We start from the raw sequence: 22,254 nt of genomic DNA, 5'->3' as shown, positions 1-22,254 counted from the left end.
GACTGGTCCACGGCACCGGCCGTTCGGCCCGGTCCCCGGGGGCCCGGATCCCGGTACCGTCGGCTCACGGGGGGTGCGGGAGGAGGCCGTCGTGTCGAAGGTCGTGCTGCGGGTCGCGCAGATCGTCGGGGTGCTGGTGCTGGCGGGGATCGCGATCAGCGTGGCCGTCGGGCTGGTGCAGTGGCTGTTGGGGATCGCGCTGATCGTCGCGATCCCGGTGGGGGCGTACTGGATCTACAAGCAGGTCAAGGCGCGCAGGCAGCCGCCGGCGCTGGCCGCGGGGGCGCCCGTGACGCTCGGCCGCGGCACCGGGGGCACCGGGAGCACCGGAAGCACCGGGAGCACCGGGAGCACCGGGAGCAGGGCGGACCGGCGCGCGGAGCTGGAGGGTCGCGCGGTGCTGGACGCCGCCGGCCGCTGCGGCTGGTGCGGCTCGGCGACGCTGCACAAGGACGAGTTCGGCTTCCCGACCACGCCGCTGAAGTACCACCGCGCCGAGATCGACGCGATGCTCTGAGGACCGCTCCCGCGCCCTGCGCTCAGCCGCCGGGCAGCTTGACCACGCTGACGAAGAAGTGGTCGATCTGCTTGATGGCCTCGATGAAGCCGTCGAAGTCCACGGGCTTGGTCACGTAGGCGTTGGCGTGCAGCTGGTAGCTGCGCAACACGTCCTCCTCGGCCTGCGAGGTGGTCAGCACGATCACCGGGATCGAGCGCAGCTGCTCGTCCGCCTTGACCTCGGCGAGCACCTCGCGGCCGTCCCGGCGCGGGAGGTTGAGGTCGAGCAGGATCAGGTCCGGCCGCGGGCTGTCCTCGTACGGCGGCTCGTTGCGCAGGTAGGCCAGGGCCGCGGCGCCGTCCGTGACGACGTCGAGCCGGTTGTGCAGGTGCTCCTCGAAGGCCTCGCGGGTCATGAGGACGTCGCCCGGGTCGTCCTCGACCAGCAGGACGTTGACGATGCGGGCGGGGTCGGTGAGGGCTTCGCTCACGAGGGCGACTCCTTGCTCGGGACCGCACCGGCGAGGGCCGGGTCGGCGGGGGGCGGTTCGGCCGGGGACACCGGCAGGGTCAGGCGGATGGTGGTGCCGGGCTCGTCGGCCGCGCCGTGGTCGACCCAGATGCGACCACCGTGGAACTCGACGATCTTCTTGGCCAGGGCCAGGCCGATGCCGGTACCGGCGTAGACCTCCCGGCCGTGCAGCCGCTGGAAGATCACGAAGATCTTGTCCGCGAACTCGGGCTCGATGCCGATGCCGTTGTCCGACACCGCCACCTCCCACTCGTCGCCGCGCTGCTCGGCCCCGATGCGGACGACCGGCGGCACGCCCTCGCGATGGAACTTCAGCCCGTTGCCGATCAGGTTCATCAGCAGCTGTTGGACGAGCGAGGGGTCGCCGGGCATCGTCGGCAGCCCCTCGTCGATCACGACCTCGCCGCCGGTCTCCTCCACCGCGGAGGCCAGCTGGGCCGTGGCGGCCCGCGCGGCCTTGCCGAGGTCGACGGGCTCGAAGCCGGTCGTCGTGCGGCCGACGCGGGAGAAGGCGAGCAGGTCGTTGATCAGCCGCTGCATGCGCTGCGCGCCGTCGACGGCGAACTCGATGTACTGGTCGGCGCGCTCGTCGAGCTTGCCGCCGTAGCGCCGTTGCAGCAGCTGGCAGAAGCTGGAGACCTTGCGCAGCGGCTCCTGCAGGTCGTGGCTGGCGACGTAGGCGAACTGCTCCAGGTCCCGGTTGGAGCGCTCGAGGTCGCGGGTGCGGTCGTCGAGCTTGGCGTTGGCCTCCTGCAGCTCGTCGACCTCGCGCTGGATGTGCGCGCGCATGGCCTCCACGTCCGCGCCGAGCTCCACCAGCTCGCGGGGGCCGCTGCCGAGGACCTGCGTGCTCACCCGGCCCTCGACGACGCGGCGGGTCTGGTCGGCCAGCCGGCGGATCGGCTTGAGGATGACCTTGCGCAGCCCGATCGAGGCCAGCAGCAGGAACACGGCCGCCACCACGGCGATGGTGAGCCCGACGACGGCCAGGAACGTGATCGCGCCGTCCAACCGCTGCCGGGCGGCCTGCCGCTCGACCTGCAGGTCCTCGACCAGGTCGGCCGAGGCGGCCCGGACCCGGTCGAACAGCAGCCGGCCCTGCTGGGCGTCCGGGGTGGGTGCACCGGCGCGCGCGGCCGCGATCGTGGGCTCGGCGTAGTCCCGGCGCCACGTGTCGGCGGCGGCCTCGATCTCCTGCAGCCCGGCGGCGAGCCCCGCGGCGGGCAGGGCCCGGTCCAGCGGCTGCAGCTCCGCGATCGCGGATGCCTCGGCAGCGCGGCCGTCGACGTACGGGGCGAGGAACTCGTCAGCGGCCAGGATCGTGAACCCGCGGACGCCGGTCTCCTGGTCCACCAACGCCGACGACAGCTCCTGGCTCGCCGTGACGGCGGGGGCGACCTGGTCGTACAGCGCGGTGCGGGCGTCGGCGATCCGGACGACGGCCCAGGCCCCGAGCGCGAGGGCGACCAGCGACAGCAGGCCGAGGACCGTCGCGCCCACCGTGAACCAGCGGCGCAGGGACCAGCGCTGCGCGGCCTCCTCGAGGGCGGCGGGGTCCAGGTTCAACCGCGTCGAGCCCCGGCGGCGGGGCGGGGCGGGGGCGCTCACGCCTCGGCCGCGTGGTCGGACAGCAGCAACATGGCGACGTCGTCGGCGAGCGGACCGCCGTTGATCCGCTCGACGTGCTCGACGAGCCTCCCCGGAAGCTCGGACACCGGTGTGTCCCGCTCCTTCCCGAGCACCTCGATCAGACCCTCCTGCCAGAGCAGCTCGTCCGGGCGGACGCCCCGGCCCTCGATCAGTCCGTCCGTGAACAGCAGCAACGCCCACCCCGGGGGCAGCTCGAGGACCTCCGGCTCCCACTTCGCGTCCCGCAGCACCCCGAGCGGGACGCCGACCCGGGGGCGCAGCGACACCGGGTCCGGCCGCAGCGAGACGGGCGGCGGGTGCCCCGCGGCCCGGATCAGCATCCGGTCGAGGCCCTCCGGCGTCCGGTCGATCGTCAGGGTGCAGACCGTGGTGAACAGGGTCCGCTCGTGCCGCTCGCTGACCAGCACCTCCTGAAGGTTCGGCAGGACCTGCGGCTCGTCGACCCCGGCCAGCACCAGTGCGCGCCAGGACACCCGGAGCAGGGCGCCGAGCGCGGCCTCGTCCGGCCCGTGGCCGGAGACGTCCCCGATGATCGCGTGCACCGTGCCGGACGGCCCGCGCACCGCGTCGAAGAAGTCCCCGCCGATCACGGCCCTGGTGCGCCCCGAGCGGTAGAAGGAGCGGCCGCGCACGGTGCTGCCGTCGAGCAGCAGCGAGGGCAACAGGCCGCGCTCCAGGCGCACCGACTCGGCCGCGACGAGCTGCTCCTCGCGCAGCCGGACCATGCTGGCCTCGGCTCGCCGGCGCTCGACGGCGTAGCGGATCGCCCGGATGAGCACCGCGCCGTCCGCCTTGTTCTTGACCAGGTAGTCCTGCGCCCCGACGCCGACCGCGGCGATGCCGAGGTGCTCGTCGTCGAGCCCCGTGAGCACGCAGACCGCCGCCGACGGGTCCGCCTGCAGCACCTCACGGAGCCCGTCGAGCCCGGTGACCCCCGGCAGGTTCAGGTCCAGCAGCACGCAGTCCGCGGCCGGCAGCAGGTTCCGCTCGACGACGGCGCGCACCGACTCGGCCACGGTGACCCGTACGGACGGGTCGACCTCGGCGAGCAGTTCCTGCACGAGGAAGACGTCTCCCGGGTCGTCCTCGACCAGCAGGACCCGGTGGCCGGCGGCACCGGGCAGGGGTCGGGTCACGGACGGCCTCTCGGTCGGTGGAGCGGACCGCCAGCCTAATGGGCCCGGAACGATCTCAGGCTGCGGGAGCACCCGCGAGCGTGCCCAGAACCGACGTGAACAAACCCAGCCCCTGCTCGGAGGGCCCGGTGAGCAGGTCGATCGCGTGCTCGGGGTGCGGCATGAGCCCGACGACCCGGCCGCTCTCGGAGGCCACCCCCGCGATGTCGGCGACGGAGCCGTTGGGGTTGCCGCCGACGTAGCGGAACACCACGCGGCCCTCGGCCTCCAGCGCCTTCAGCGTGTCCGGCGCCGCGACGAACCGGCCCTCGGCGTTCTTCACCGGGACGAGGATCTCCTCGCCCGGGACGAAGCCGCTGGTCCAGGCGGTGTCGGCGTTCTCGACGCGGAGCTTCTGGTCCCGGCAGACGAAGTGCAGCTTCTCGTTGCGGGTCAGCGCGCCGGGCAGCAGGCCGGCCTCGCAGAGGATCTGGAAGCCGTTGCAGATGCCGAGCACGGGCAGGCCCTTGGCCGCGCCCTCGACGACCTCGCGCATGATCGGCGCCAGGCTCGCGATCGCCCCGGCGCGCAGGTAGTCGCCGTAGGAGAAGCCGCCGGGCACCACGACCGCGTCGACCCCGCGCAGGTCGTGGTCGCCGTGCCAGAGGGCGACCGGCTCGGCGCCGGCGTAGCGGACCGCACGCGAGGCGTCGACGTCGTCGAGCGTGCCGGGGAACGTGATGACCCCGATCCGCGTGCTCATACCCTCGTCACCGTCCAGTCCTCGATCACCGGGTTGGCCAGCAGGTCCGCGGCGATGCGGTGCAGGGTCTCGTCGTCGACCGAGTCGTCGACCTCGAGCTCGAAGTGCTTGCCCTGCCGCACCTCGATCCCGGCCACGCCGATCCGGGTGAGGGCCCGCGAGACAGCCTGGCCCTGCACGTCCAGGATCTCGGGCTTGGGCATCACGTCCACGACCACTCTCGCCACGCCGTCAAGCCTACGGTGAACAGGGATGACGACGCCGCCCCGCCCGGGTGAGGCTGGTGACATGCGGCTGCTGGTGCTCGGCGGGACGGTGTTCCTCTCACGCGCGGTCGCGGAGGCCGCGGTCGCCGCCGGGCACGAGGTGGTGTGCGCGGCACGCGGGCGCTCCGGGAGCGTGCCGGCGGGGGCACGGCTCGTCGAGGTGGACCGCGACGTGTCCCTCGACCCCCTGCGGGGCAGCCGCTTCGACGCCGTCGTCGACGTCGCCACGATGTCGCTGCCGTGGGTGCGCGAGGCGCTCGCCGCGATCGACGCCGGGCACTGGACCTTCGTCTCCTCGATCAACGCCTACGCCGACACGGCGACCCGCGGGCAGACCGCCGCCGCTCCCCTGCTGGCGCCGCGCACCGACGCGTCCTCCACCACGCCCGACGACCCGCAGCTCTACGGCGCGGTCAAGGTCGCGTGCGAGCAGGCGGTCCGGGCGGCGCACGACGGGCGCGCCCTGGTCGTCCGGGGCGGGCTGATGTGCGGACCGGGCGACGTCATGGACCGGTTCGGGTACTGGGCGGCCCGGTTCGCCCGCGGCGGGCGCGCCGTGGTGCCGGACGTGCCGGGACACCCCGCGCAGGTCGTCGACGTGCGCGACCTGGCGGAGTGGATCGTGCGGTCCGCCGGGCAGGGCGTGAGCGGGACCTTCGACGGCACCGCGCCCGGCACCACCCTCGCCACCCTGCTCGACGAGGTCGCCGCGGCGGTCGGGGCACCGGACCTGGAGCTCGTCGGGCGCCCGGCGGAGGAGCTGGCCGCGGCCGGGGTGGGAATCTGGGCCGGGCCGCGGTCGCTGCCGCTGTGGCTGCCGGAGTCGCACTGGGGGATGGTCGACCGGGACGTCTCCGCGACGCTCGCGGCCGGGTTCACCGCCCGCCCGCTCGCGGAGACCGCGCGGGCGGCGCTGGGGTGGGAACGCGAGCTCGGCACGGACCGGCCCCGGGTCGCGGGTCTCACCCCGGCCGAGGAGGCCGCCCTGCTGTGACCGAGCCGCAGCCGACGGGAGCGCCCCGCGCGTGACGGTCGTCGCGGACGGGAGCAGGGTGGGGGTATGCAGCTCACGCACTACGGCCACGCCTGTGTGCTGGTCGACACCGGCTCCGCGCGCCTGCTGTTCGACCCGGGCGCCTTCTCCACCGGCTTCGAGTCGCTGACCAGCCTGGACGCGATCCTGGTGACCCACCAGCACTTCGACCATCTCGACACCGACCGGCTCACCGCGCTGCTGCGGGCCAACCCGGACGCCCGGCTGATCGTCGACGCCGGCACCGCCGAGCAGCTCGACGGCCCGGCCCACGAGACCACGGCCCCGGGCGCGGTGCTCGAGGTCGCCGGCGCGCGGGTCGAGGTCGTCGGGAACGGCGACCACGCGGTGATCCACCCCGACATCCCGGTCATCCGCAACAACGGCTACCTGGTCGACGACACCCTGCTGCACCCCGGCGACGCCTACGTCCCGCTGCCCGAGGGCCGCGACCCCGTCGACACCCTGCTGCTGCCGACGGGCGCGCCGTGGCTCAAGGCCGGGGACGCCGTGGACTACCTGCGCGCCATGACCCCGCGCACCGCCGTCCCGATCCACGAGGCCGTGCTCGCCAACCCGGCGATGCACTACGGCCTGTTCACCAACCTCGCCCCCGCGCGGACCCGGGTCGCGGTCCTCGACCGCGAGAAGGCGACGTCCGTCGGATGAGCCGCCACATCCAGGTCACGTTCGACGCCCACGACCCGCGCACGCTGTCCACCTTCTGGCGGGAGGTCCTGGGCTACGTGCACCCCGGCCCGCCCGGGGTCGAGCTGCCCGAGGGTGCCGATCCGTTGGCCGCGTGGGACGACTTCCTCGCACGGATCGGCGTCCCGGAGGAGGAGCGCAACTCGCGGTCGGCGATCGAGGACCCGGACGGGCACGGCCCCCGGGTGTTCTTCCAGCAGGTGCCGGAGGACAAGGTCGCCAAGAACCGCGTGCACCTCGACGTCCGGGCGGCTCCGGGGCTGCAGGGCGACGAGCGGATGGCGGCGCTGGAGGCCGAGTGCGACCGGCTGGTGGCACTGGGGGCGGCCCGGATCAGCCGCTCCGAGCCCGCCCCGCCGATGAGCGCGGGGTTCATCGTGATGGCCGACCCCGAGGGCAACGAGTTCTGCCTCGACTGACCCGGCCGGTCCGCCCCCTTGACCTCGACCCGACTTCAGCTCCGAGGGTGGGCACGTCGACGGTCGGAGGAGGAGACGTGCTGGTCATCGAGGTGGACGAGTTCGGCGGGCCCGAGGTGCTGCGGCCGGTGGAGGTGCCGGATCCGGTCGCGGCGCCGGGCGGGGTCGTGGTCGGGACGGAGGCCGTGGGGGTGCTCACCCTCGACACGATCATCCGGCGCGGCGAGGGCGGCCCGCGGTTCGCCACCACGCTCCCCTACGTGCCCGGACGCGGGGCCGCGGGCCGGGTGCGGGCGGTGGGCGAGGGCGTGGACCCGGCCTGGCTCGGGCGGCGGGTGCTGGCCGACGTCGAGGGCGGCGCGTACGCCGAACAGCTCGCCGCGCCGCTGGCCTCCGTCCTCCCGGTCCCCGACGGGCTCGGCCCGGCCGAGGCGATGGTCATGCTGCACGACGGCGGCACCGCGCTCGCGCTCTTCGGCGACCTCGGTGTCCGGCCCGGCGAGCTCGTGCTGGTCCTGCCGGCCGCGGGCGGCGTGGGCAGCCTGCTCGTGCAGCTCGCGCGGTCCACGGGCGCGCGGGTGCTCGCGGCCGCGCGGGGCGCGGAGAAGCTCGCGCTGGCCCGCTCGCTGGGCGCCGATCTCGCCGTCGACTACGGCGAGCCCGGCTGGGCCGACGCCGTGCGCCGTCGGGTCGGGCAGGTCGACGTCGTGGTGGACGGGGTCGGCGGCGAGCTCGGCCGGACCGCGTTCGAGCTGGTCGGCGAGGGTGGCCGCTACTCCAACTACGGCGTCGCGGGCGGCCCGCCGACCGAGGTGGACCCGGAGGAGGCGCGGTCCCGGGGCGTCGACGTGCGGGGGCTGGAGCAGCTCGCCGGGTTCGGGGGCGGCCGGCGGGCCCGGCAGGAGCGGATGCTGCGCGAGGCGGTGCGGGGACGGATCCGGCCGGTCGTCGGCCGGCGCTTCCCGCTCGCGAAGGCCGCGGATGCACACACCGCGCTGCAGGACCGCGAGGTCCTCGGCAAGGCCGTGCTGGTCCCCTGACCCGCGAATCGGCACTCCCGGTACACCGAACCGCACATCCGGGACGACGGGGATGTGGGGTTCGGGCACCCGGAAGTGCCGACTCGCGCCCGGAACTACTGCTGGCCGATGTCCAGCCAGGCGTACTCGCCGATGTAGCGCTCCAGCGGCGTGGCGTCGATGTTGTCCTTCGCCCACCGGGCGGCGACCTTGTCGGCGGCCTCGGCCTCCGCCTGCGACGCCCAGGCGCTCATCGAGACGATCTTCCCCTCCTGGACGATCACCCCGTAGGCGAGGTAGCCGGGCTGAGCCTGCATGAGCGGCAGGACGCCGGCCTTCGCCTTGTCGATCATCTCCTGCTCGTCACCGGCGAACGAGTAGATGACGCAGCGGCCGTGCGGCATGGCCCTCTCCCTTCTCGCGGTCGTGCGGGAAGCCGGACAGGGTCCTCCGACGATCGTGGAAGCGCCAGGGCCTCGGGGCCTCAGGCGGTGCGGGCGGCCGGGGCGGTCGCGGACAGTGCGGCGTAGGTGGTGGGCCAGGCCCCCTCGGCGAGCACCGCGTCGACCGCCCCCAGCACCGTGCGGACCCGATCGGGCCGGCGGAGGTCCTTCGCACGCACCCCGATCCGCACGACCCCCGCCCGGCGGGCGATCCGCACGGCCTCGGCGTGCAGCAGCCGGCAGCGCCACGCCTCGGCCCGCCTGCGCTCCTCGCCGGACACCACCGCCTCCAGCCGGAAGCCGAGCGCGCGGGCCCGCAGGAGCACGTCGTCGTCGAACAGGTGCACGCCGCCCTCGTCGAGGCACATCCGGAAGCCCTGCGCGCGCACCGCCTCGACGGTGCCGGGCGAGGCGAGCCAGCGCGGCGCGGCGAACACGGCGGCGGCAAGGCCGAGCCCGGTCAACGCGCGGCGGGCGGCGGTGAGCCGAAGCCCGGCCTCGTGCCGGGGCAGGGCGGCGAACTCCCCCTTGCGCCCGACGCCGCCGCGGCGGGCCGGGTCGGGGGTGTGGTCGTAGCCGTGCAGGGCGATCGCGTCGCCCCGCTCGCCGATCCAGTCGACGAGCTCGCCGGACGGTCGGCCGTCCGGTGAGGCGGGCTGCACGAGATGGGTCAGCGGGACGCCGCGGGAGTCGAGCTCGGCGGCGAGATCACGGGCCGTGGCGAGGGCGTCGGACCGGGCGTCGGTGAGCCCGGACAGGGAGACCACCAGTCGAGCGGGCATGCCCCGAAGGGAACGCTCCGGACGTGAACGGCCGACGACCGCGGTGTGAGAACCGCGTGATGGTTCCACGACGCCCGGAGATCGGGTTCGTAGCAGCGTTATGGAACCGTACTGCGCGAGAACCCGATCATCGCCAGGGCGTGCCGGTGATCCGCTCGTAGACCTCGACGTAGCGAGCCCGGACGGCCGCGACGACCTCCGGCGGGACCTCGGGCCCCGGCTCGGTCTTGTCCCAGCCCGTGGAGAGCGCCCACTCCCGCGCGTACTGCTTGTCGAAGCTGTACTGCGGCCGGCCGGGCTCCCACTGGTCGGCCGGCCAGAACCGGGACGAGTCCGGGGTCAGCACCTCGTCGCCCAGCACGATCTCGCCGGAGGCGTCCCGGCCGAACTCGAGCTTGGTGTCGGCGAGCAGGATCCCGTTCTTCCCGGTCACCTCCGCGCCCATCCGGTAGACCTCGAGGGTGAGGTCACGGATCCGGGCCGCGGTCTCGGCGCCGACCAGGTCGACGACGTCCGCGAACGTGATCGCCTCGTCGTGCTGCCCCTGCGGCGCCTTGGACGACGGCGTGAAGATCGGCTCGGGCAGCCGGGACCCGTCCTCCAGGCCCGGCGGGAGCGCAACCCCCGAGACGGCCCCGGTGCGCCGGTAGTCCGTGAGCCCCGACCCGGTGAGATACCCGCGCGCGACGCACTCGACCGGCAGCATCTCCAGCCGCCGGCACCGCACGGCCCGCCCCGCGAACTCCTCGGGCACGTCCGTGGAGCTCAGCACGTGGTGCGGCACCAGGTCGGCGACCTTGTCGAACCACCACAGCGACAGCGCGGTGAGGATCTTCCCCTTGTCCGGGACCGGCGTCGGGAGGATGACGTCGAACACCGACAGCCGGTCCGACGCGACCAGGACGATGTCGCCCCGGTCCTCGTAGATGTCCCGGACCTTGCCCGAGTGCAGCAGCTTCACAGGATCGCTCCGGGCGTGTAGGCGGCAGCCGCGGGGTGCGCGTCGGTGATCTCCGCGATCTGCGCCACGACCGCGGCGACCTGCGCCGTCGCGGCGCCGGTGAAGGACAGCGGGTCCTTGAGCAGCCCGTCGAGCAGGCCGGTCGGCAGGCCCAGCCGCGGGTCGGTCTGCAGGCGCGCCAGCAGGTCGTTCTCCTGCTGGCCCTGCTCCCGCATCGCGAGCGCCACGCCCACCGCGTGTTCCTTGATCACCTCGTGTGCCGTCTCCCGGCCCACCCCGGCCCGCACCGCCGCCATCAGGACCTTCGTGGTGGCGAGGAAGGGCAGGTAGCGGTCCAGCTCGCGGGCGATCACCGCCGGGTAGGCGCCGAACTCGTCGAGCACGGTCAACGAGGTCTCGTACAGGCCGTCGAGGGCGAAGAAGGCGTCGGGCAGCGCGACCCGGCGGACGACGGAGCAGAACACGTCGCCCTCGTTCCACTGCGCGCCGGCCAGCTCGGCGGCCATCGACGCGGTGCCGCGCAGCACCACCTGCAGCCCGTTGATCCGCTCCGCGGACCGGGTGTTCATCTTGTGCGGCATGGCGCTCGACCCGACCTGGCCGGGCTTGAAGCCCTCGGTCGCCAGCTCCTGGCCGGCCATCAGCCGGATCGTCGTCGCGAGCGACGACGGCGCCGCGCCGAGCTGCACGAGCAGCGAGCACACGTCGTGGTCCAGCGAGCGCGGGTACACCTGCCCGACGCTGGTGAACACGCCCGCGAAGCCGAGGTGCGCGGCGACCCGCCGCTCGAGCTCCGCCAGCTTGGCCGCGTCCCCGTCGAGCAGGTCGAGCATGTCCTGTGCGGTGCCGACCGGACCCTTGATGCCGCGCAGCGGGTAGCGCGCCCGCAGCTCCTCCAGCCGCCGGTACGCGACCAGCAGCTCGTCGGCCGCCGAGGCGAAACGCTTGCCGAGCGTGGTGGCCTGCGCGGCGACGTTGTGGCTGCGGCCGGCCATGACCAGCTCGGCGTACTCCGACGCCCGGCGGGCCAGACGCGCCAGCACCGCGACCGTGCGGTCCCGGACCAGCTCCAGCGACAGCCGCATCTGCAGCTGCTCGACGTTCTCGGTCAGGTCGCGACTGGTCAGGCCCTTGTGCACCTGCTCGTGGCCGGCGAGGGCGTTGAACTCCTCGATCCGGGCCTTCACGTCGTGCCGGGTCACGCGCTCGCGCTCGGCGATCGACGCCAGGTCGACCTGCTCGACGACGCGCTCGTAGTCGGCGATCGCCTGCTCCGGCACGTCGACACCCAGATCGCCCTGCGCCTTGAGCACCGCGATCCACAGTCGGCGCTCCAGCACGATCTTGTACTCGGGCGACCAGATCTCGACCAGCTCGGGGCTCGCGTACCGAGCGGCCAGGACATTGGGAACAGCGCCGGGGATCACGTCTGACCAGGGTACGTGGCTACAGAACGCGCAGGAGCGCCGCCCGCGCGGTGGCCCTCGGATCCGGGTCGGCCTCGATCAGCGCAGACAGCACGGCCCCGTCCACGACCTCGACCACGCGCCGCAGCCCGGCGGCGTCGAGCCGGTGTCCGGCGCGGGCCAGCGCCTCGGTCAGCAGTCCGTCGAGCTCGACGCGCAGGGTGCGCATCAGCGGGGCGAGGTAGGGCCGCCGCCCGGCCCCGACGAGCTGCTCGTAGCGCAGCAGCACCGCGTCCAGCCCGCCCTTGCGGGAGTCCCGGCCCAGCAGCTGGTCGAGCACCAGCTCGAGCGGGTCGGGCTCGGCGCCGGCCTCGAGCTCGGCGCGGCCGGCCGCGAGCTCCTGCCGGCTCGTGAGCTCGACCGCGGCCGTGACCAGCTCCTCCAGCGAGTCGAAGTAGTACGTCGTGGAGGCCAGCGGGAGCCCGGCCCGCTCGGCGACCGCCCGGTGCCGGACGGCGTCGAAACCGCCCTCGCGCAGCAGATCGCCCGCGGCGGCGGCGAGCGCCTGCCTGCGGCGCTCGCCCTTCTCCGTGGTCACGCCGCCAGTCTGCCCTGCCCCGTGCGGCTCACAGCCGCGGCCCGAGCGCGTCGGCCAGCGACCGGACGCGGTCGGCGAAGGGGACGCCGCCGGAGTCCGCGGCGCCGCGGGAGGTCACCACCACGGTCCCGCCCGACGCGGTCGGCGCCTCGGCGGTGACCCAGCCGACGGCCGTGGCCGTCTGCGCGGGCGGCTCGCCGGGCGGGGTGTAGACGACGGTGAACAGGCCGGTCCGCGACCCGTCGGTCACCTCGAGGTTGACCTCGCGGCCGCCACCCGGCCGGCAGATCATCGGGGTCGGCGCCGGTGTCGCGGCGGCGAGCTCGGGCAGCGCCGCGTCGACCAGCGCCCGCAGCTGCGGATCCTGCGGGTCCACGCAGTCCGCCGTGGCCGGGCCCAGTGGCGTACCCGGCGGGGCCGACGCGGCCCGCGGTGCCGCCGCGTCCGCCGCCGACCCGGGCCCGGCCTGCTCCGGCACCGGGGCCTGCGGGGCCGGGGGCGCCGCCTCCGGGGCCGCCGCCGACGTCGCCGTCCCCTCGTCCCGGGTCAGCACGACCCCGGTCGTCACCCCGCCGGCCAGCAGGATCGCCGCGGCGGCGACGCCCCCGACGACCAGCGTCCGGCGGCGCCGCGCGAGCCGGCGCGACCCCGCCAGCACGTCCGCGTGGTCGAAGCCGGCCTCGGGCGCGTCCTGCACGGCGGCCCGGAAGGCGGCCGACAGCCGCTCGTCCTCGTTCTCCGAGCTCTCCATCCGGGTCACCTCCTCCTCCCGCTCACCCGGCGGCCCGCAGGTCGTCGAGCGCGTCGCCCAGGATCGTCCGCAGCGCCGCCAGCCCGTGCGCGGTCTGGCTCTTCACCGTGCCCGTCGAGCAGCCCAGCGCCTCCGCCGTGGCCGCGACGTCCAGCCCCTCCAGGTACCGGAGCACCAGGACCGCGCGCTGCCGCGCCGGGACCGCCCGCAGGGCGCCGACCAGCGCGGTCCGCGTCGCGACGCCGTCGGCCGTGGTGCCTCCCGCGGGCCGGTCGGGCGTGACGTCGACCGGCCGCTCCCGGCGCCAGGGCCGGCGCGACTCGTCCACGACCGCCCGGACCAGCGTCCGCCGCACCCAGGCGTCGAGCGCCTGTGGGTCGCGGATCCGGTGCCAGTGCCGGTGCAGCGCCACGAAGGCGGACTGCGCGTGGTCGTCGGCGCGGTGCCAGTCCCCGCACAGCAGTAAGGCCGTGCGGCGCACGGCGTCCCGGCGCGCGCGGAAGTACTCCGCGAACGCGCGCTCGGCGGCGTCGTCCACCGCTGCCCTCCCTCCGTCACGCTCAGGACGGTCCCGGTGACGACCACGGTTGCACCCCGGCGTGGACATCACCCGTCCGGCCCAGTGTCGTGACCTTTTCGTGACCCGACGGGACGGTACGTGGCCGGGACTGACAGAATCCCGATCCGATGAGGACCCCGACGCGATCCCGGCGCCCGGCGGCGAAGGCCGTCCCCTCGGCCTCCGCCCGGAGGGAGGCGGGCCGGCCCGAGCCGGACGCGCCGATCGACCTCCGCTCGGACACCGTCACCCGCCCGACGCGCGAGATGCGGGCGGCGATGGCCGACGCCGAGGTCGGGGACGACGTCCTCGACGGCGACCCGACGATGCGTGCGCTGGAGGAGCGGGTCGCCGGGATCCTCGGCGCGTCCGCCGCGCTGTGGACGCCGAGCGGCTCGATGGGCAACCTCATCGCGCTCATGGCCCACCTGCAGCGCGGCGACTCGTTCCTCGCGCCGCGGGGGGCCCACGTCCTCGACGCCGAGCTGGGTACCGCCGCCTGGCTGGCCGGCGGCATGCCGCAGCCGCTGGAGCACGACGCCGGCCCCGGCAAGGTCTCCGCCGGCGCGGTCCGGCGCGCCGCCGGCACCGCCGGGCCCTACTACACCCTGCGCACCCGGCTGCTCTGTCTGGAGAACACGCACAACGCCGCGGGCGGCACCGTCACCCGGCCCGAGGAGCACGCCACGGTCGCCGGCGCCGCGAAGGCCGCCGGGCTCGCCGTGCACCTCGACGGCGCGCGCCTGTGGCACGCCGCGGTCGCGCTCGGGGTGCCGCCGGGCGCGCTGACCGTCGGGTCCGACACCGTGCAGGTGTGCCTGTCGAAGGGCCTGGGGGCGCCGGTCGGGTCGGTCGTCGCCGGCTCGGTCGAGTTCGTCGAGGAGGCCCGGCGGCTGCGGAAGATGCTCGGCGGCGGGGTGCGCCAGGGCGGGGTGCTGGCCGCCGCGGGGCTGGTCGCGCTGGACCGGATCGACCGGCTGGCCGAGGACCACGCCCGCGCCGCCACGCTCGCCGCCGGCCTGCGCGAGCGCGGCTGGCGGGTGCTGGAGCCGGAGACCAACATCGTGCTGGTCACGGTGGCCGACCTGCCCGGCACGCTCGCCCGGTTCGCCGAGGCCGGGGTGCGGGCCAGCGCCATGTCCGGGAAGGTCCGGCTGATGACCCACGCCGACCTCACCGACGCGGACGTCAGCGCGGCGTTGGATCGGATCGGCCCGCTGGAGCGGGCCGTTCGGCAGCCGGCCGCTCCAACGCATCGAGCCGCGCGCTGAGCCGGCGCACCTCCTCGAGCAGCAGGTCGATCTTCCGCTCGGACTCGGCGAGCTCGCTCTCGGTGCGCTCGGCCGACGACTCGGCGGTGCGCCGCAGGTTCTCCACGAACCAGCTGGCGATGGACGCCGTGACCACGCCGAGCAGCGCGATCCCGGCCACCATCAGCGTCGCGGCGATGATCCGGCCCTCGACCGTGACGGGGTAGCGGTCGCCGTAGCCGACCGTCGAGATGGTGGTGATCGTCCACCACACCGCCTCGCCGAAGGTCGTGATCGACGCGTCGGGGGCGGTCCGCTCGGCGTCGTACACCGCGAGCGCCGCGACGAACCCGACGAGCGCGACGGTGCCGGTCACGTACACCGCCACCCGGCCGCGGAAGTCGTCCCGCAGCTGCCGGTTGAGCACGCTGATCACGGTGACCAGCCGCAGCACGCGCAGCTGGCGGAACATCGGCAGCAGCAGGATCGCCAGGTCGAGCAGGTGCGTCCCGACGAACCGCAGGCGCCGCCGGGCCAGCGCGAGCCGGATCAGGTAGTCCACACCGAACACCACCCACACCGCGGTGAGCCCGGCGTCGACGGCCGCACGGGTGCCCGGCGACAGCGAGGTGTCCAGCACCGTCCACGCGTAGCAGGCCAGGAACGCGACCGCGAGGACGGTCAGCGGCCAGTCCAGCCACCGGTTCCAGGCCGCGATGCGCGGCTCCTCGCGCTCCTCCACGTGCGCCCGGGTCATGCGGCCACTATGACCGCTTCGCCACGAAGGGCCGCAACCGCTCGAGGGCCTCGACGATGGGTTCGGTCGCGCCGGCGAAGGACAGCCGCACGTACCGGTGCCCGTCCACGGGATCGAAGTCGACGCCCGGGGCGACCGCGATCCCGGTCTCGTCGAGCAGCTCGTAGGTCAGCCGCATCGAGTCGTCCGTGAGGTGCCCGACGTCCGCGTAGACGTAGAAGGCTCCGTCGGCGGGCGCGAGCCGTTCGATGCCGAGTTCGGGCAGGCCGCGCAGCAGCAGGTCGCGGTTCACCGCGTAGCGCTGCACGTGCGAATCCGCCTCGGCGTAGGACTCCGGGGTGAAGGCGGAGACCGCGGCGTACTGCGGGAGCGCGGGCGGGCAGACGGTGAGGTTGCCCGCGAGCCGGTCCACCGCGCGGCGCAGCCGCTCGGGCACCAGCAGCCAGCCCAGCCGCCAGCCCGTCATCGAGAAGTACTTCGAGAAGGAGTTGACCACGATCGCCTCGCGCGAGGTCTCCCAGGCGCAGGCCGTCGCGGGCGAGCCGGCATAACCGATGCCGTGGTAGATCTCGTCGCTCACGAACTGGATCCCGCGCTCCTCGCAGTACCGCGCGAGCCCGGCCAGCTCCGCCGGGTCGAGCACGGTGCCCGTCGGGTTCGCCGGGCTGGCCACGATCAGGCCCTTCACCGGCTCGTCGAGCTCCTCGAGCATCGCGACCGTCGGCTGGAACCGGGTCTCCGGCCCGCACGGCAGCTCGACGACCTCGCAGCCCAGCGCCGTGAGGATGTTGCGGTAGCAGGGGTAGCCGGGACGGGCCATCGCGACGCGGTCGCCGGCGTCGAACGCGGCGAGGAAGGCGAGGAGGAAGCCGCCGGACCCGGCGGTGGTGACGACGACGTCGTCGGGCTCCACGACCAGGCCGTAGGCGTGCCCGTGGTGGCCGGCGATGCCGGCCCGCAGCTCCGGGATGCCGAGGGCGACGGTGTAGCCGAGTACCTCGGTCTCCAGCGCCGCCGCGGCGGCGGCCCGGACGGGTGCGGGCGCCGGGGTGGAGGGCTGCCCGGCCGAGAGGTTGATCAGGTCCCCGCGGGTGCGCTGCCGCTCGCCGGCGGCCGCCCAGACGTCCATGACGTGGAACGGGGCGATACCGGACCGGGCCGAGGGGCCCGCGATCCCGGGGTTCACGGAGGTCACGTCCGCGAGCCTACGAAACGGGCCCGGGACGGCGCGGTGCCGCGTGGGCACCGGACCGCGGCACGTCCGGCCGTGCCCCTGTGCCGGACGCGCGGGCGGCGCGGCGCCGGGCGGGTCTTCGGGGAACCCGCCCGGGCACCGCGGCGACCGGGCACCGGACGACGGTCAGGAGAGGGCCCGCCGCCCGGCGGCGAATCAGCTCTCGAACTGGCCCGTCAGCACCCCGACGACGTCGAAGACCTGCTTGTCGGTCGCGGCGACGGTCTCGTCGACGTACTCGAGGGCCGGCTCCAGCGGCGGGGTGCCGTAGGTGACGTTCTCGTCGAGGTAGGCGCCGACCGGGGCCAGCTCGGCCGCGGAGGCCGGGCCGGCGACCGCGAGCATCGCGGCCGGGGCGGCGACGGCCGCGAAGCCCAGCTTCGCCAGCGTCGGGTGGGTGGTGCGGGGAGCGTGCGAACCCATGGGATCTCGCTTTCGGGGATCGGATTCCTTCGGTTCGCCGGGCACGACGGTGGGCGCGGCGACGGGGGAACCCTGGCCGCCGGCCGTTCCCGTGATCAACCTGCACGAAGCGCGTTTACACGCTGTTTTCACCTCGTCAACCAGGTCCGTACGGCCCTGTTGCCTGCTCCGACCGGGCCAGTGCTGGTCACCGGACGTTCGGCAGGATTGCCGGATTCGGGACCTCGCAGATCCTCGGCCGCAACCACAGCGCAACACCACCGAAACCTCCGCCACGGAGGCGTGAAACCAAGATCACCGCGTCGGGACCGAGATCTCGCCCTTCTCCGCCCGCAGCGCGATGTCGGTGCGATGGTGCGAGCCCGCGAGGTGGATGCCCTCCACGCGCCGGTAGGCGTCGGCGCGGGCGGCCGCGAGGTCCGGCCCGGTGCCCACCACGGACAGCACGCGCCCGCCCGCCGAGACCACCGCACCGTCGTCGCGCCGCCGGGTGCCGGCGTGCAGCACGCCCTCGGCCTCCGCCCCGCTGATGACGTCGCCGAGCCGCGGCGTGCCGGGGTACCCCTCGGCGGCCACGACGACCGTGACGGCGGCGCCGTCGCTCCACTCCAGGGGAGCGTGGTCGGCGAGCGTGCCGGCCGCGACGGCGTGCAGCACGCCGGCCAGCGGGGTACGCAGCAGCGCGAGCACGACCTGGGTCTCGGGGTCGCCGAAGCGGCAGTTGAACTCGATGACCGCGGGGCCGTTCGAGGTCAGCGCCAGCCCCGCGTAGAGCAGCCCGCTGAAGGGCGTGCCGCGCTGCACCAGCTCGTCCGCGACCGGCTGGACCACGCGCTCGACCAGCTCGTCGACCAGGCCCTCGCCCGCCCACGGCAGCGGCGCGTAGGCGCCCATCCCGCCGGTGTTCGGGCCCGAGTCGCCGTCGCCTACCCGCTTGAAGTCCTGCGCGGGGACGAGCGGCACCACCGTCGTGCCGTCGACCAGGCAGAACAGGGAGGCCTCCGGACCGTCCAGGTAGGCCTCGAGCAGGACCGGGTGGCCCTCGTCGAGCAGGTGCATGGCGTGCGCCCGCGCGAGTTCCAGGTCCTCGCTGACCACGACGCCCTTGCCGGCCGCCAGCCCGTCGTCCTTCACCACGTAGGGCGGGGCGAAACCGGCCAGGGCGGCATCGAGCTTGGCGGGGTTGTCCACCACGACCGACGCGGCCGTCGGCACGCCCGCGGCGGCCATCACGTCCTTGGCGAACTGCTTGGAGCCCTCGATCCGGGCGGCCGCGGCGCCCGGGCCGAACACCGCGATGCCCGCCTCGCGCACCGCGTCGGCGACCCCGGCGACGAGCGGCACCTCCGGCCCGATCACCACGAGGTCGGCTCCCCACTCGCGGGCGAGCGCCACGACGGCGGCGCCGTCGCGCGCGTCGAGCCCGTGCTGCTCGGCCACCGCGGCGGTACCCGCGTTGCCGGGGGCACAGGCCAGCGCCGTCACCTGGGGGTCCTGCGCCAGGGCGAGGACGAGGGCGTGTTCTCGGGCTCCGCTCCCGACGACCAGTACGCGCACGGGTCACGAGCCTAGACGCCGCGCCGGACGGTCCCGCCCCGCGGCATGATCCCTCTCACTTGTCCGGGGTGGGGCGCGTCCGAGCGCCGGTAGCCTCGCGGACCGCCGCCCCTCGTTCACGTGATCGACACCCGGCGGACGAGCCCCCGACTTCCCGTTTGCGCAGGCTGGGACACGAGCGTTTCCCGGCGAAAGGACACCCTCCCCGTGCCCACCGCGCTGCTCACCGCCCCCGCGACGCACGCCCCCCTCGTCATCGCCCACCGCGGCGCCTCCGGCTACCGGCCCGAGCACACGCTCGCGGGCTACGAGCTGGCCGCGCGGATGGGCGCCGACTTCATCGAGCCCGACCTGGTCAGCACGGCCGACGGGGTGCTCGTCGCCCGGCACGAGCCGATGATCGGCGCCACCACGGACGTCGCCGCGCACCCGGAGTTCGCCGACCGCCGCACCGTCCGCACCGTCGACGGGTTCACCGTCGAGGACTGGTTCACGGACGACTTCACCCTCGCCGAGCTGCGCACCCTGCGGGCGGTCGAGCGGCTGCCGCTGCTGCGCCAGGAGAACACCGTCTACGACGGACTGTTCCCCGTCCCGACCCTGGACGAGATCCTCGTGCTGCGCGCCCGGCTCTCCGCCGAGCTCGGCCGCGAGATCGGCGTCTACCCGGAGACCAAGAGCCCGACCTACTTCGCCGGGCGCGGGCTGCCCTGCGAGCCCGCGCTCGTCGCGGCGCTGCGGGCGCACGGGCTCGACCGGGCGGACTCGCCGGTGTTCGTGCAGTCCTTCGAGACCGCCAACCTGCGGGCCCTGCACGAGCAGCTCCCGGTGCGGCTCATCCAGCTGCTCGACGACGTCGGCGCCCCCACCGACCTCGCCGCCGCCGGCGACCCGCGCACGTTCGCCGACCTCACCCGGCCCGCCGAGCTGGCCGCCATCGCCGAGTACGCCGCCGGCATCGGGCCCGCCAAGGAGCTCGTGATCCCGCCGGACGGCGAGCCGACCTCGCTGGTGGACGACGCGCACGCCGCCGGGCTGCTGGTGCACGCGTTCACGTTCCGCAACGAGAACTCGTTCCTGCCCAGCGGGATGCGCCGCACCGGGCGCGAGGCCGACCACGGCGACGTGTTCGCCGAGTACCGCGCCTTCCTCGACGCGGGCGTCGACGGCGTCTTCTCGGACTACCCCGACACCGCGGTGGCCGCGTTCAGCCTCTGAGGTGCTGCAGGATCGCCCCGGTGGTCGCCGCGGGCCGTTCCTGGTGGGGGAAGTGCCCGGTGCCGGGCAGCACGTGGTGCACGAAGGGCCCGGTGACCCAGCGGGGTGAGCGCTGCGCCGTGCGCTCCAGCAGGCAGGGATCGTCCGCGCCGTGGACCTGCAGCACGGGCACCTCGGCGGGACGGGCGACGGCGGCGGCGAATCGGCGGCCCTCCGCGCGGAACTGCGAGCGCAGCGCCCAGCGGTAGTACTCCAGGCAGCAGTGCGCCACCGTCGAGATCCGCATCGCCTCGCGGTTGCGCCGCGCGGCCTCGGCGAAGTCGGCGGTGTCCGCCCACTCTTGACCCGACCAGGCCCGCATGATCCGCTCGACCCGGGCACCGTCGTCGGTGCGCAGGGAGCGCTCGGGCCACCGCGGCAGCTGGAAGCCCAGGGCGTAGCCCGCCGTCGCCCGCAGCTGGCCGCGCGGGTCGCGCACGGCCGCGGCCCGGACCGCGAGCGGGTGCGGGGCGTCGACCACCGTGAGGGTGCGGACGAGCCGCGGGTGCAGGGCGGTGAGCGTCCAGGCGATGAGCCCGCCCCAGTCGTGCCCCACGACGTGCGCCTTCGGCTCGCCCAGCGCCCGGATCAGCCCGGCGACGTCGCCGGCGAGCGTCCACAGGTCGTAGCCGCGGGGCGGCTTGTCCGAGTCGCCGTAGCCGCGCAGGTCCACCGCCACCGCGCGGAAGCCCTCGGCCGCCAGCGACACCAGCTGGTGCCGCCAGGACCACCAGAACTCCGGGAAGCCGTGCAGCAGCACGACGAGCGGGCCCTCGCCGGCCTCGACGGTGTGCAGCCGGATCCCGTTGGCCGACACCGACCCGTGCCGCCAGGGACCCGGGACCCGGACACACGACGGCTCGGGCCGCGGACCCGCCGGACCCATCCGGTTCAGCGTCCGGCTCAGCGGGCGGTGCCGTCCAGCTGGGGTGTCCCGTTCGACTGGGCCCTGCCCCGGTGCTGCAGCACCTCGGCCGTCTCCTTGAGCGAGGAGATGGTCCGCTCGGGCTTGCGGATCTTCTTCACCCGCAGGTACCCGATCAGCGCCGCCACGCCCGCGGTGACGATCATGATGCCGAAGACGATGCCGAAGGCCGCGGCGCGGTTGAGCCAGATCGACAGCAGCTCGCCGATCGCGAAGAAGAAGAAGAACAGGCTGAACAGGGCGATGACCAGCGCGACGATGAAGAAGACGCTGCCCTGGACACCCTTCTTGACCTCGGTCGTCACCTCGGCCTTGGCCAGCTCCACCTCGGAGCGGATCAGCGTCGAGACGTGGGTGGTCACGTCGCGGACGAGGGCGCCGATCGACTGCTCGCCGGAGCCGGGTGCGGGCTCCTTCGACAGCGGGATCGAGGGCAGCACGGGCGGAACGTCCGTGCCGCTGGAGCTGGTCGGGGTGGCCACCGCGGTCCCTCCTGCGTTGTCGAGCGGGTCCGCCGCACCGGCGCGAGCCGGTCGGCGAGTGGTCATCGTGCCACGGCGACCGGCGCCGTGCCTGGGCGGATGCGCGGTCCACGGTGGTCTTCCCCGGATCGTGGACGCCGAACGGGCGATCACTCGTCGGGGCGGCCGCGCAGCCGCTTGACGGCGCCGCGGCGGGCCTTCGCGTCGAGCCGGCGCCGCTGCGAGCCCTTCGTCGGCCGCGTCGGACGGCGGGCGGGCGGATCGGGCGCGGTCGCCGCCCGCAACGCCTGGGCGAGCCGCTCCCTGGCCGCCTCCCGGTTGCGCAGCTGGCTGCGGTGCTCGCTCGCGACCACCGTCAACACCCCGTCGACCAGCCGCCCGCCGAGCCGGGTCAGGGCCCGTTCGCGCAGGTCGTCGGGCAGGCTGGGCGAGCCCGCGACGTCGAACGACAGCTCGGCCCGCGAGTCCGTGGTGTTCACGCCCTGCCCGCCGGGGCCGGAGGAGCGGGAGAACCGCCAGCGCAGCTCGCGCGCGGGCAGGACGACCCCGCGGCGCACGAGCACGCCGTCGTCGAGGTCCTCGCTCCCGTTCACGGGGTGAGCATGCCCGCTCCGCCCGCCGCACGAACGGCACTTTCGCTCACACCTGCCGAGCGAGCGGCGCTCTCGCTCACACCTACCGAGCGAACGGCGCTCTCGCTCACACCTACCGAGCGAACGGCACTCTCGCTCACACCTACTGAGCCTTTCCCACTGAGGGCTCGGGGGGACACGCCGGGCGCGGCGAGATGACCGGGAAAGACGCAGGACCTCGGTAGAAGAGCGGTCCGACCAAAGATCGCTTCCACACCGAGGTCCTGCGTGTCT

The 22,254-nt window shown here is 74.7% G+C and carries 26 protein-coding genes; 7 read left to right on the top strand and 19 right to left on the bottom strand.

Annotation, left to right across the window (positions count from 1 at the left end):
* Positions 1–91: 91 nt before the first annotated feature.
* On the top strand, positions 92–517 hold the full coding sequence (locus tag ABD990_RS23170) for a hypothetical protein (RefSeq protein ID WP_345382837.1): 426 nt from the start codon (positions 92–94) through the stop codon (positions 515–517).
* Positions 518–539: 22 nt separating this feature from the next.
* Here ABD990_RS23170 and ABD990_RS23165 read toward each other — a convergent pair whose 3' ends face one another.
* From ABD990_RS23165 to purS, 5 genes are read right to left on the bottom strand one after another with little or no spacing between them, the layout of a single operon-like run.
* Complete coding sequence (locus tag ABD990_RS23165; RefSeq protein ID WP_345382836.1) at positions 540–989, bottom strand: response regulator; 450 nt, start codon at positions 987–989, stop codon at positions 540–542.
* Complete coding sequence (locus ABD990_RS23160) at positions 986–2,638, bottom strand: sensor histidine kinase (RefSeq protein ID WP_345382835.1); 1,653 nt, start codon at positions 2,636–2,638, stop codon at positions 986–988. Before ABD990_RS23160 ends, ABD990_RS23165 begins: the two co-directional genes overlap by 4 nt.
* Positions 2,635–3,816 carry a PP2C family protein-serine/threonine phosphatase gene (locus tag ABD990_RS23155; protein WP_345382834.1) on the bottom strand — a complete coding sequence of 394 codons (1,182 nt, stop codon included), beginning with the start codon at positions 3,814–3,816 and terminating at the stop codon, positions 2,635–2,637. The genes ABD990_RS23160 and ABD990_RS23155 overlap by 4 nt, the downstream gene beginning before the upstream one ends.
* Before the next feature lie 55 nt (positions 3,817–3,871).
* Complete coding sequence (gene purQ, locus ABD990_RS23150; protein ID WP_345382833.1) at positions 3,872–4,558, bottom strand: phosphoribosylformylglycinamidine synthase subunit PurQ; 687 nt, start codon at positions 4,556–4,558, stop codon at positions 3,872–3,874.
* Positions 4,555–4,785, bottom strand: coding sequence for a phosphoribosylformylglycinamidine synthase subunit PurS (gene purS, locus ABD990_RS23145; RefSeq protein WP_345382832.1), 231 nt, complete (start codon positions 4,783–4,785; stop codon positions 4,555–4,557). The genes purQ and purS overlap by 4 nt, the downstream gene beginning before the upstream one ends.
* Positions 4,786–4,810: 25 nt before the next feature.
* Here purS and ABD990_RS23140 point away from each other — a divergent pair, with 25 nt between their 5' ends.
* The 4 genes from ABD990_RS23140 to ABD990_RS23125 all read left to right on the top strand — a co-directional run bounded on the left by ABD990_RS23140 (position 4,811) and on the right by ABD990_RS23125 (position 8,024).
* Positions 4,811–5,818: an NAD-dependent epimerase/dehydratase family protein gene (locus ABD990_RS23140; protein WP_345382831.1), complete on the top strand. Its 1,008-nt coding sequence runs from the start codon at positions 4,811–4,813 to the stop codon at positions 5,816–5,818.
* A gap of 66 nt (positions 5,819–5,884) precedes the next feature.
* Positions 5,885–6,526, top strand: coding sequence for an MBL fold metallo-hydrolase (locus ABD990_RS23135; RefSeq protein ID WP_345382830.1), 642 nt, complete (start codon positions 5,885–5,887; stop codon positions 6,524–6,526).
* Positions 6,523–6,984 (top strand): VOC family protein, encoded by a 462-nt coding sequence (locus tag ABD990_RS23130; protein ID WP_345382829.1) that lies wholly within the window; start codon positions 6,523–6,525, stop codon positions 6,982–6,984. Before ABD990_RS23135 ends, ABD990_RS23130 begins: the two co-directional genes overlap by 4 nt.
* Positions 6,985–7,061: 77 nt before the next feature.
* Positions 7,062–8,024 (top strand): zinc-binding dehydrogenase, encoded by a 963-nt coding sequence (locus ABD990_RS23125; RefSeq protein ID WP_345382828.1) that lies wholly within the window; start codon positions 7,062–7,064, stop codon positions 8,022–8,024.
* 95 nt (positions 8,025–8,119) lie between these two features.
* Here ABD990_RS23125 and ABD990_RS23120 read toward each other — a convergent pair whose 3' ends face one another.
* From ABD990_RS23120 to ABD990_RS23090, 7 genes are all read right to left on the bottom strand, one after another.
* Complete coding sequence (locus tag ABD990_RS23120) at positions 8,120–8,407, bottom strand: hypothetical protein (protein WP_345382827.1); 288 nt, start codon at positions 8,405–8,407, stop codon at positions 8,120–8,122.
* 80 nt (positions 8,408–8,487) lie between these two features.
* Positions 8,488–9,228: a DUF2334 domain-containing protein gene (locus ABD990_RS23115; RefSeq protein ID WP_345382826.1), complete on the bottom strand. Its 741-nt coding sequence runs from the start codon at positions 9,226–9,228 to the stop codon at positions 8,488–8,490.
* Positions 9,229–9,355: 127 nt separating this feature from the next.
* A complete protein-coding gene (locus tag ABD990_RS23110) occupies positions 9,356–10,189 on the bottom strand; it encodes a phosphoribosylaminoimidazolesuccinocarboxamide synthase (protein ID WP_345382825.1) in 834 nt (277 codons plus the stop codon).
* On the bottom strand, positions 10,186–11,616 hold the full coding sequence (purB, locus tag ABD990_RS23105; RefSeq protein WP_345382824.1) for an adenylosuccinate lyase: 1,431 nt from the start codon (positions 11,614–11,616) through the stop codon (positions 10,186–10,188). The genes ABD990_RS23110 and purB overlap by 4 nt, the downstream gene beginning before the upstream one ends.
* A gap of 19 nt (positions 11,617–11,635) precedes the next feature.
* A complete protein-coding gene (locus ABD990_RS23100; RefSeq protein ID WP_345382823.1) occupies positions 11,636–12,193 on the bottom strand; it encodes a TetR/AcrR family transcriptional regulator in 558 nt (185 codons plus the stop codon).
* A 28-nt stretch (positions 12,194–12,221) separates the two neighbouring features.
* Entirely contained in the window at positions 12,222–12,944 is a 723-nt protein-coding gene (locus ABD990_RS23095) for a hypothetical protein (RefSeq protein WP_345382822.1), read from the bottom strand.
* 22 nt (positions 12,945–12,966) lie between these two features.
* Positions 12,967–13,482 (bottom strand): SigE family RNA polymerase sigma factor, encoded by a 516-nt coding sequence (locus tag ABD990_RS23090; RefSeq protein ID WP_345382821.1) that lies wholly within the window; start codon positions 13,480–13,482, stop codon positions 12,967–12,969.
* A 287-nt stretch (positions 13,483–13,769) separates the two neighbouring features.
* On the opposite strand from ABD990_RS23090, the gene ABD990_RS23085 reads away from it, so the two are divergent.
* A complete protein-coding gene (locus ABD990_RS23085) occupies positions 13,770–14,774 on the top strand; it encodes a threonine aldolase family protein (RefSeq protein WP_345382943.1) in 1,005 nt (334 codons plus the stop codon).
* On the opposite strand, the gene ABD990_RS23080 is transcribed toward ABD990_RS23085, so the two are convergent.
* From ABD990_RS23080 to purD, 4 genes are all read right to left on the bottom strand, one after another.
* Positions 14,692–15,510, bottom strand: coding sequence for an ion channel (locus tag ABD990_RS23080; RefSeq protein WP_345382820.1), 819 nt, complete (start codon positions 15,508–15,510; stop codon positions 14,692–14,694). The genes ABD990_RS23085 and ABD990_RS23080 overlap by 83 nt on opposite strands.
* Before the next feature lie 7 nt (positions 15,511–15,517).
* A complete protein-coding gene (locus ABD990_RS23075; RefSeq protein ID WP_345382942.1) occupies positions 15,518–16,639 on the bottom strand; it encodes a pyridoxal phosphate-dependent aminotransferase in 1,122 nt (373 codons plus the stop codon).
* 261 nt (positions 16,640–16,900) lie between these two features.
* Positions 16,901–17,167, bottom strand: coding sequence for a hypothetical protein (locus tag ABD990_RS23070; protein ID WP_345382819.1), 267 nt, complete (start codon positions 17,165–17,167; stop codon positions 16,901–16,903).
* Positions 17,168–17,461: 294 nt separating this feature from the next.
* The gene (gene purD / locus ABD990_RS23065; RefSeq protein ID WP_345382818.1) at positions 17,462–18,724 is read right to left on the bottom strand and encodes a phosphoribosylamine--glycine ligase; all 1,263 of its coding nucleotides are present in this window, start codon (positions 18,722–18,724) and stop codon (positions 17,462–17,464) included.
* Positions 18,725–18,931: 207 nt separating this feature from the next.
* Between purD and ABD990_RS23060 the strand changes: the two genes are divergently transcribed.
* Positions 18,932–19,942, top strand: a complete 1,011-nt coding sequence (locus ABD990_RS23060; RefSeq protein ID WP_345382817.1) for a glycerophosphodiester phosphodiesterase — start codon at positions 18,932–18,934, stop codon at positions 19,940–19,942.
* On the opposite strand, the gene ABD990_RS23055 is transcribed toward ABD990_RS23060, so the two are convergent.
* The 3 genes from ABD990_RS23055 to arfB form a co-directional block, all read right to left on the bottom strand.
* A complete protein-coding gene (locus ABD990_RS23055) occupies positions 19,932–20,867 on the bottom strand; it encodes an alpha/beta fold hydrolase (RefSeq protein WP_345382816.1) in 936 nt (311 codons plus the stop codon). The genes ABD990_RS23060 and ABD990_RS23055 overlap by 11 nt on opposite strands.
* A 17-nt stretch (positions 20,868–20,884) precedes the next feature.
* On the bottom strand, positions 20,885–21,388 hold the full coding sequence (locus ABD990_RS23050; protein WP_345382815.1) for a phage holin family protein: 504 nt from the start codon (positions 21,386–21,388) through the stop codon (positions 20,885–20,887).
* 149 nt (positions 21,389–21,537) lie between these two features.
* Positions 21,538–21,981, bottom strand: a complete 444-nt coding sequence (arfB, locus tag ABD990_RS23045; RefSeq protein ID WP_345382814.1) for an alternative ribosome rescue aminoacyl-tRNA hydrolase ArfB — start codon at positions 21,979–21,981, stop codon at positions 21,538–21,540.
* Positions 21,982–22,254 lie beyond the last annotated feature (273 nt).

The sequence above is a fragment of the Pseudonocardia yuanmonensis genome (assembly GCF_039542425.1).
GTDB classification, from domain to species: Bacteria; Actinomycetota; Actinomycetes; order Mycobacteriales; family Pseudonocardiaceae; genus Pseudonocardia; species Pseudonocardia yuanmonensis.
The sequence above is the reverse complement of the archived record's forward strand: the minus strand, read 5'-3'. Positions and strand labels throughout refer to the sequence as shown.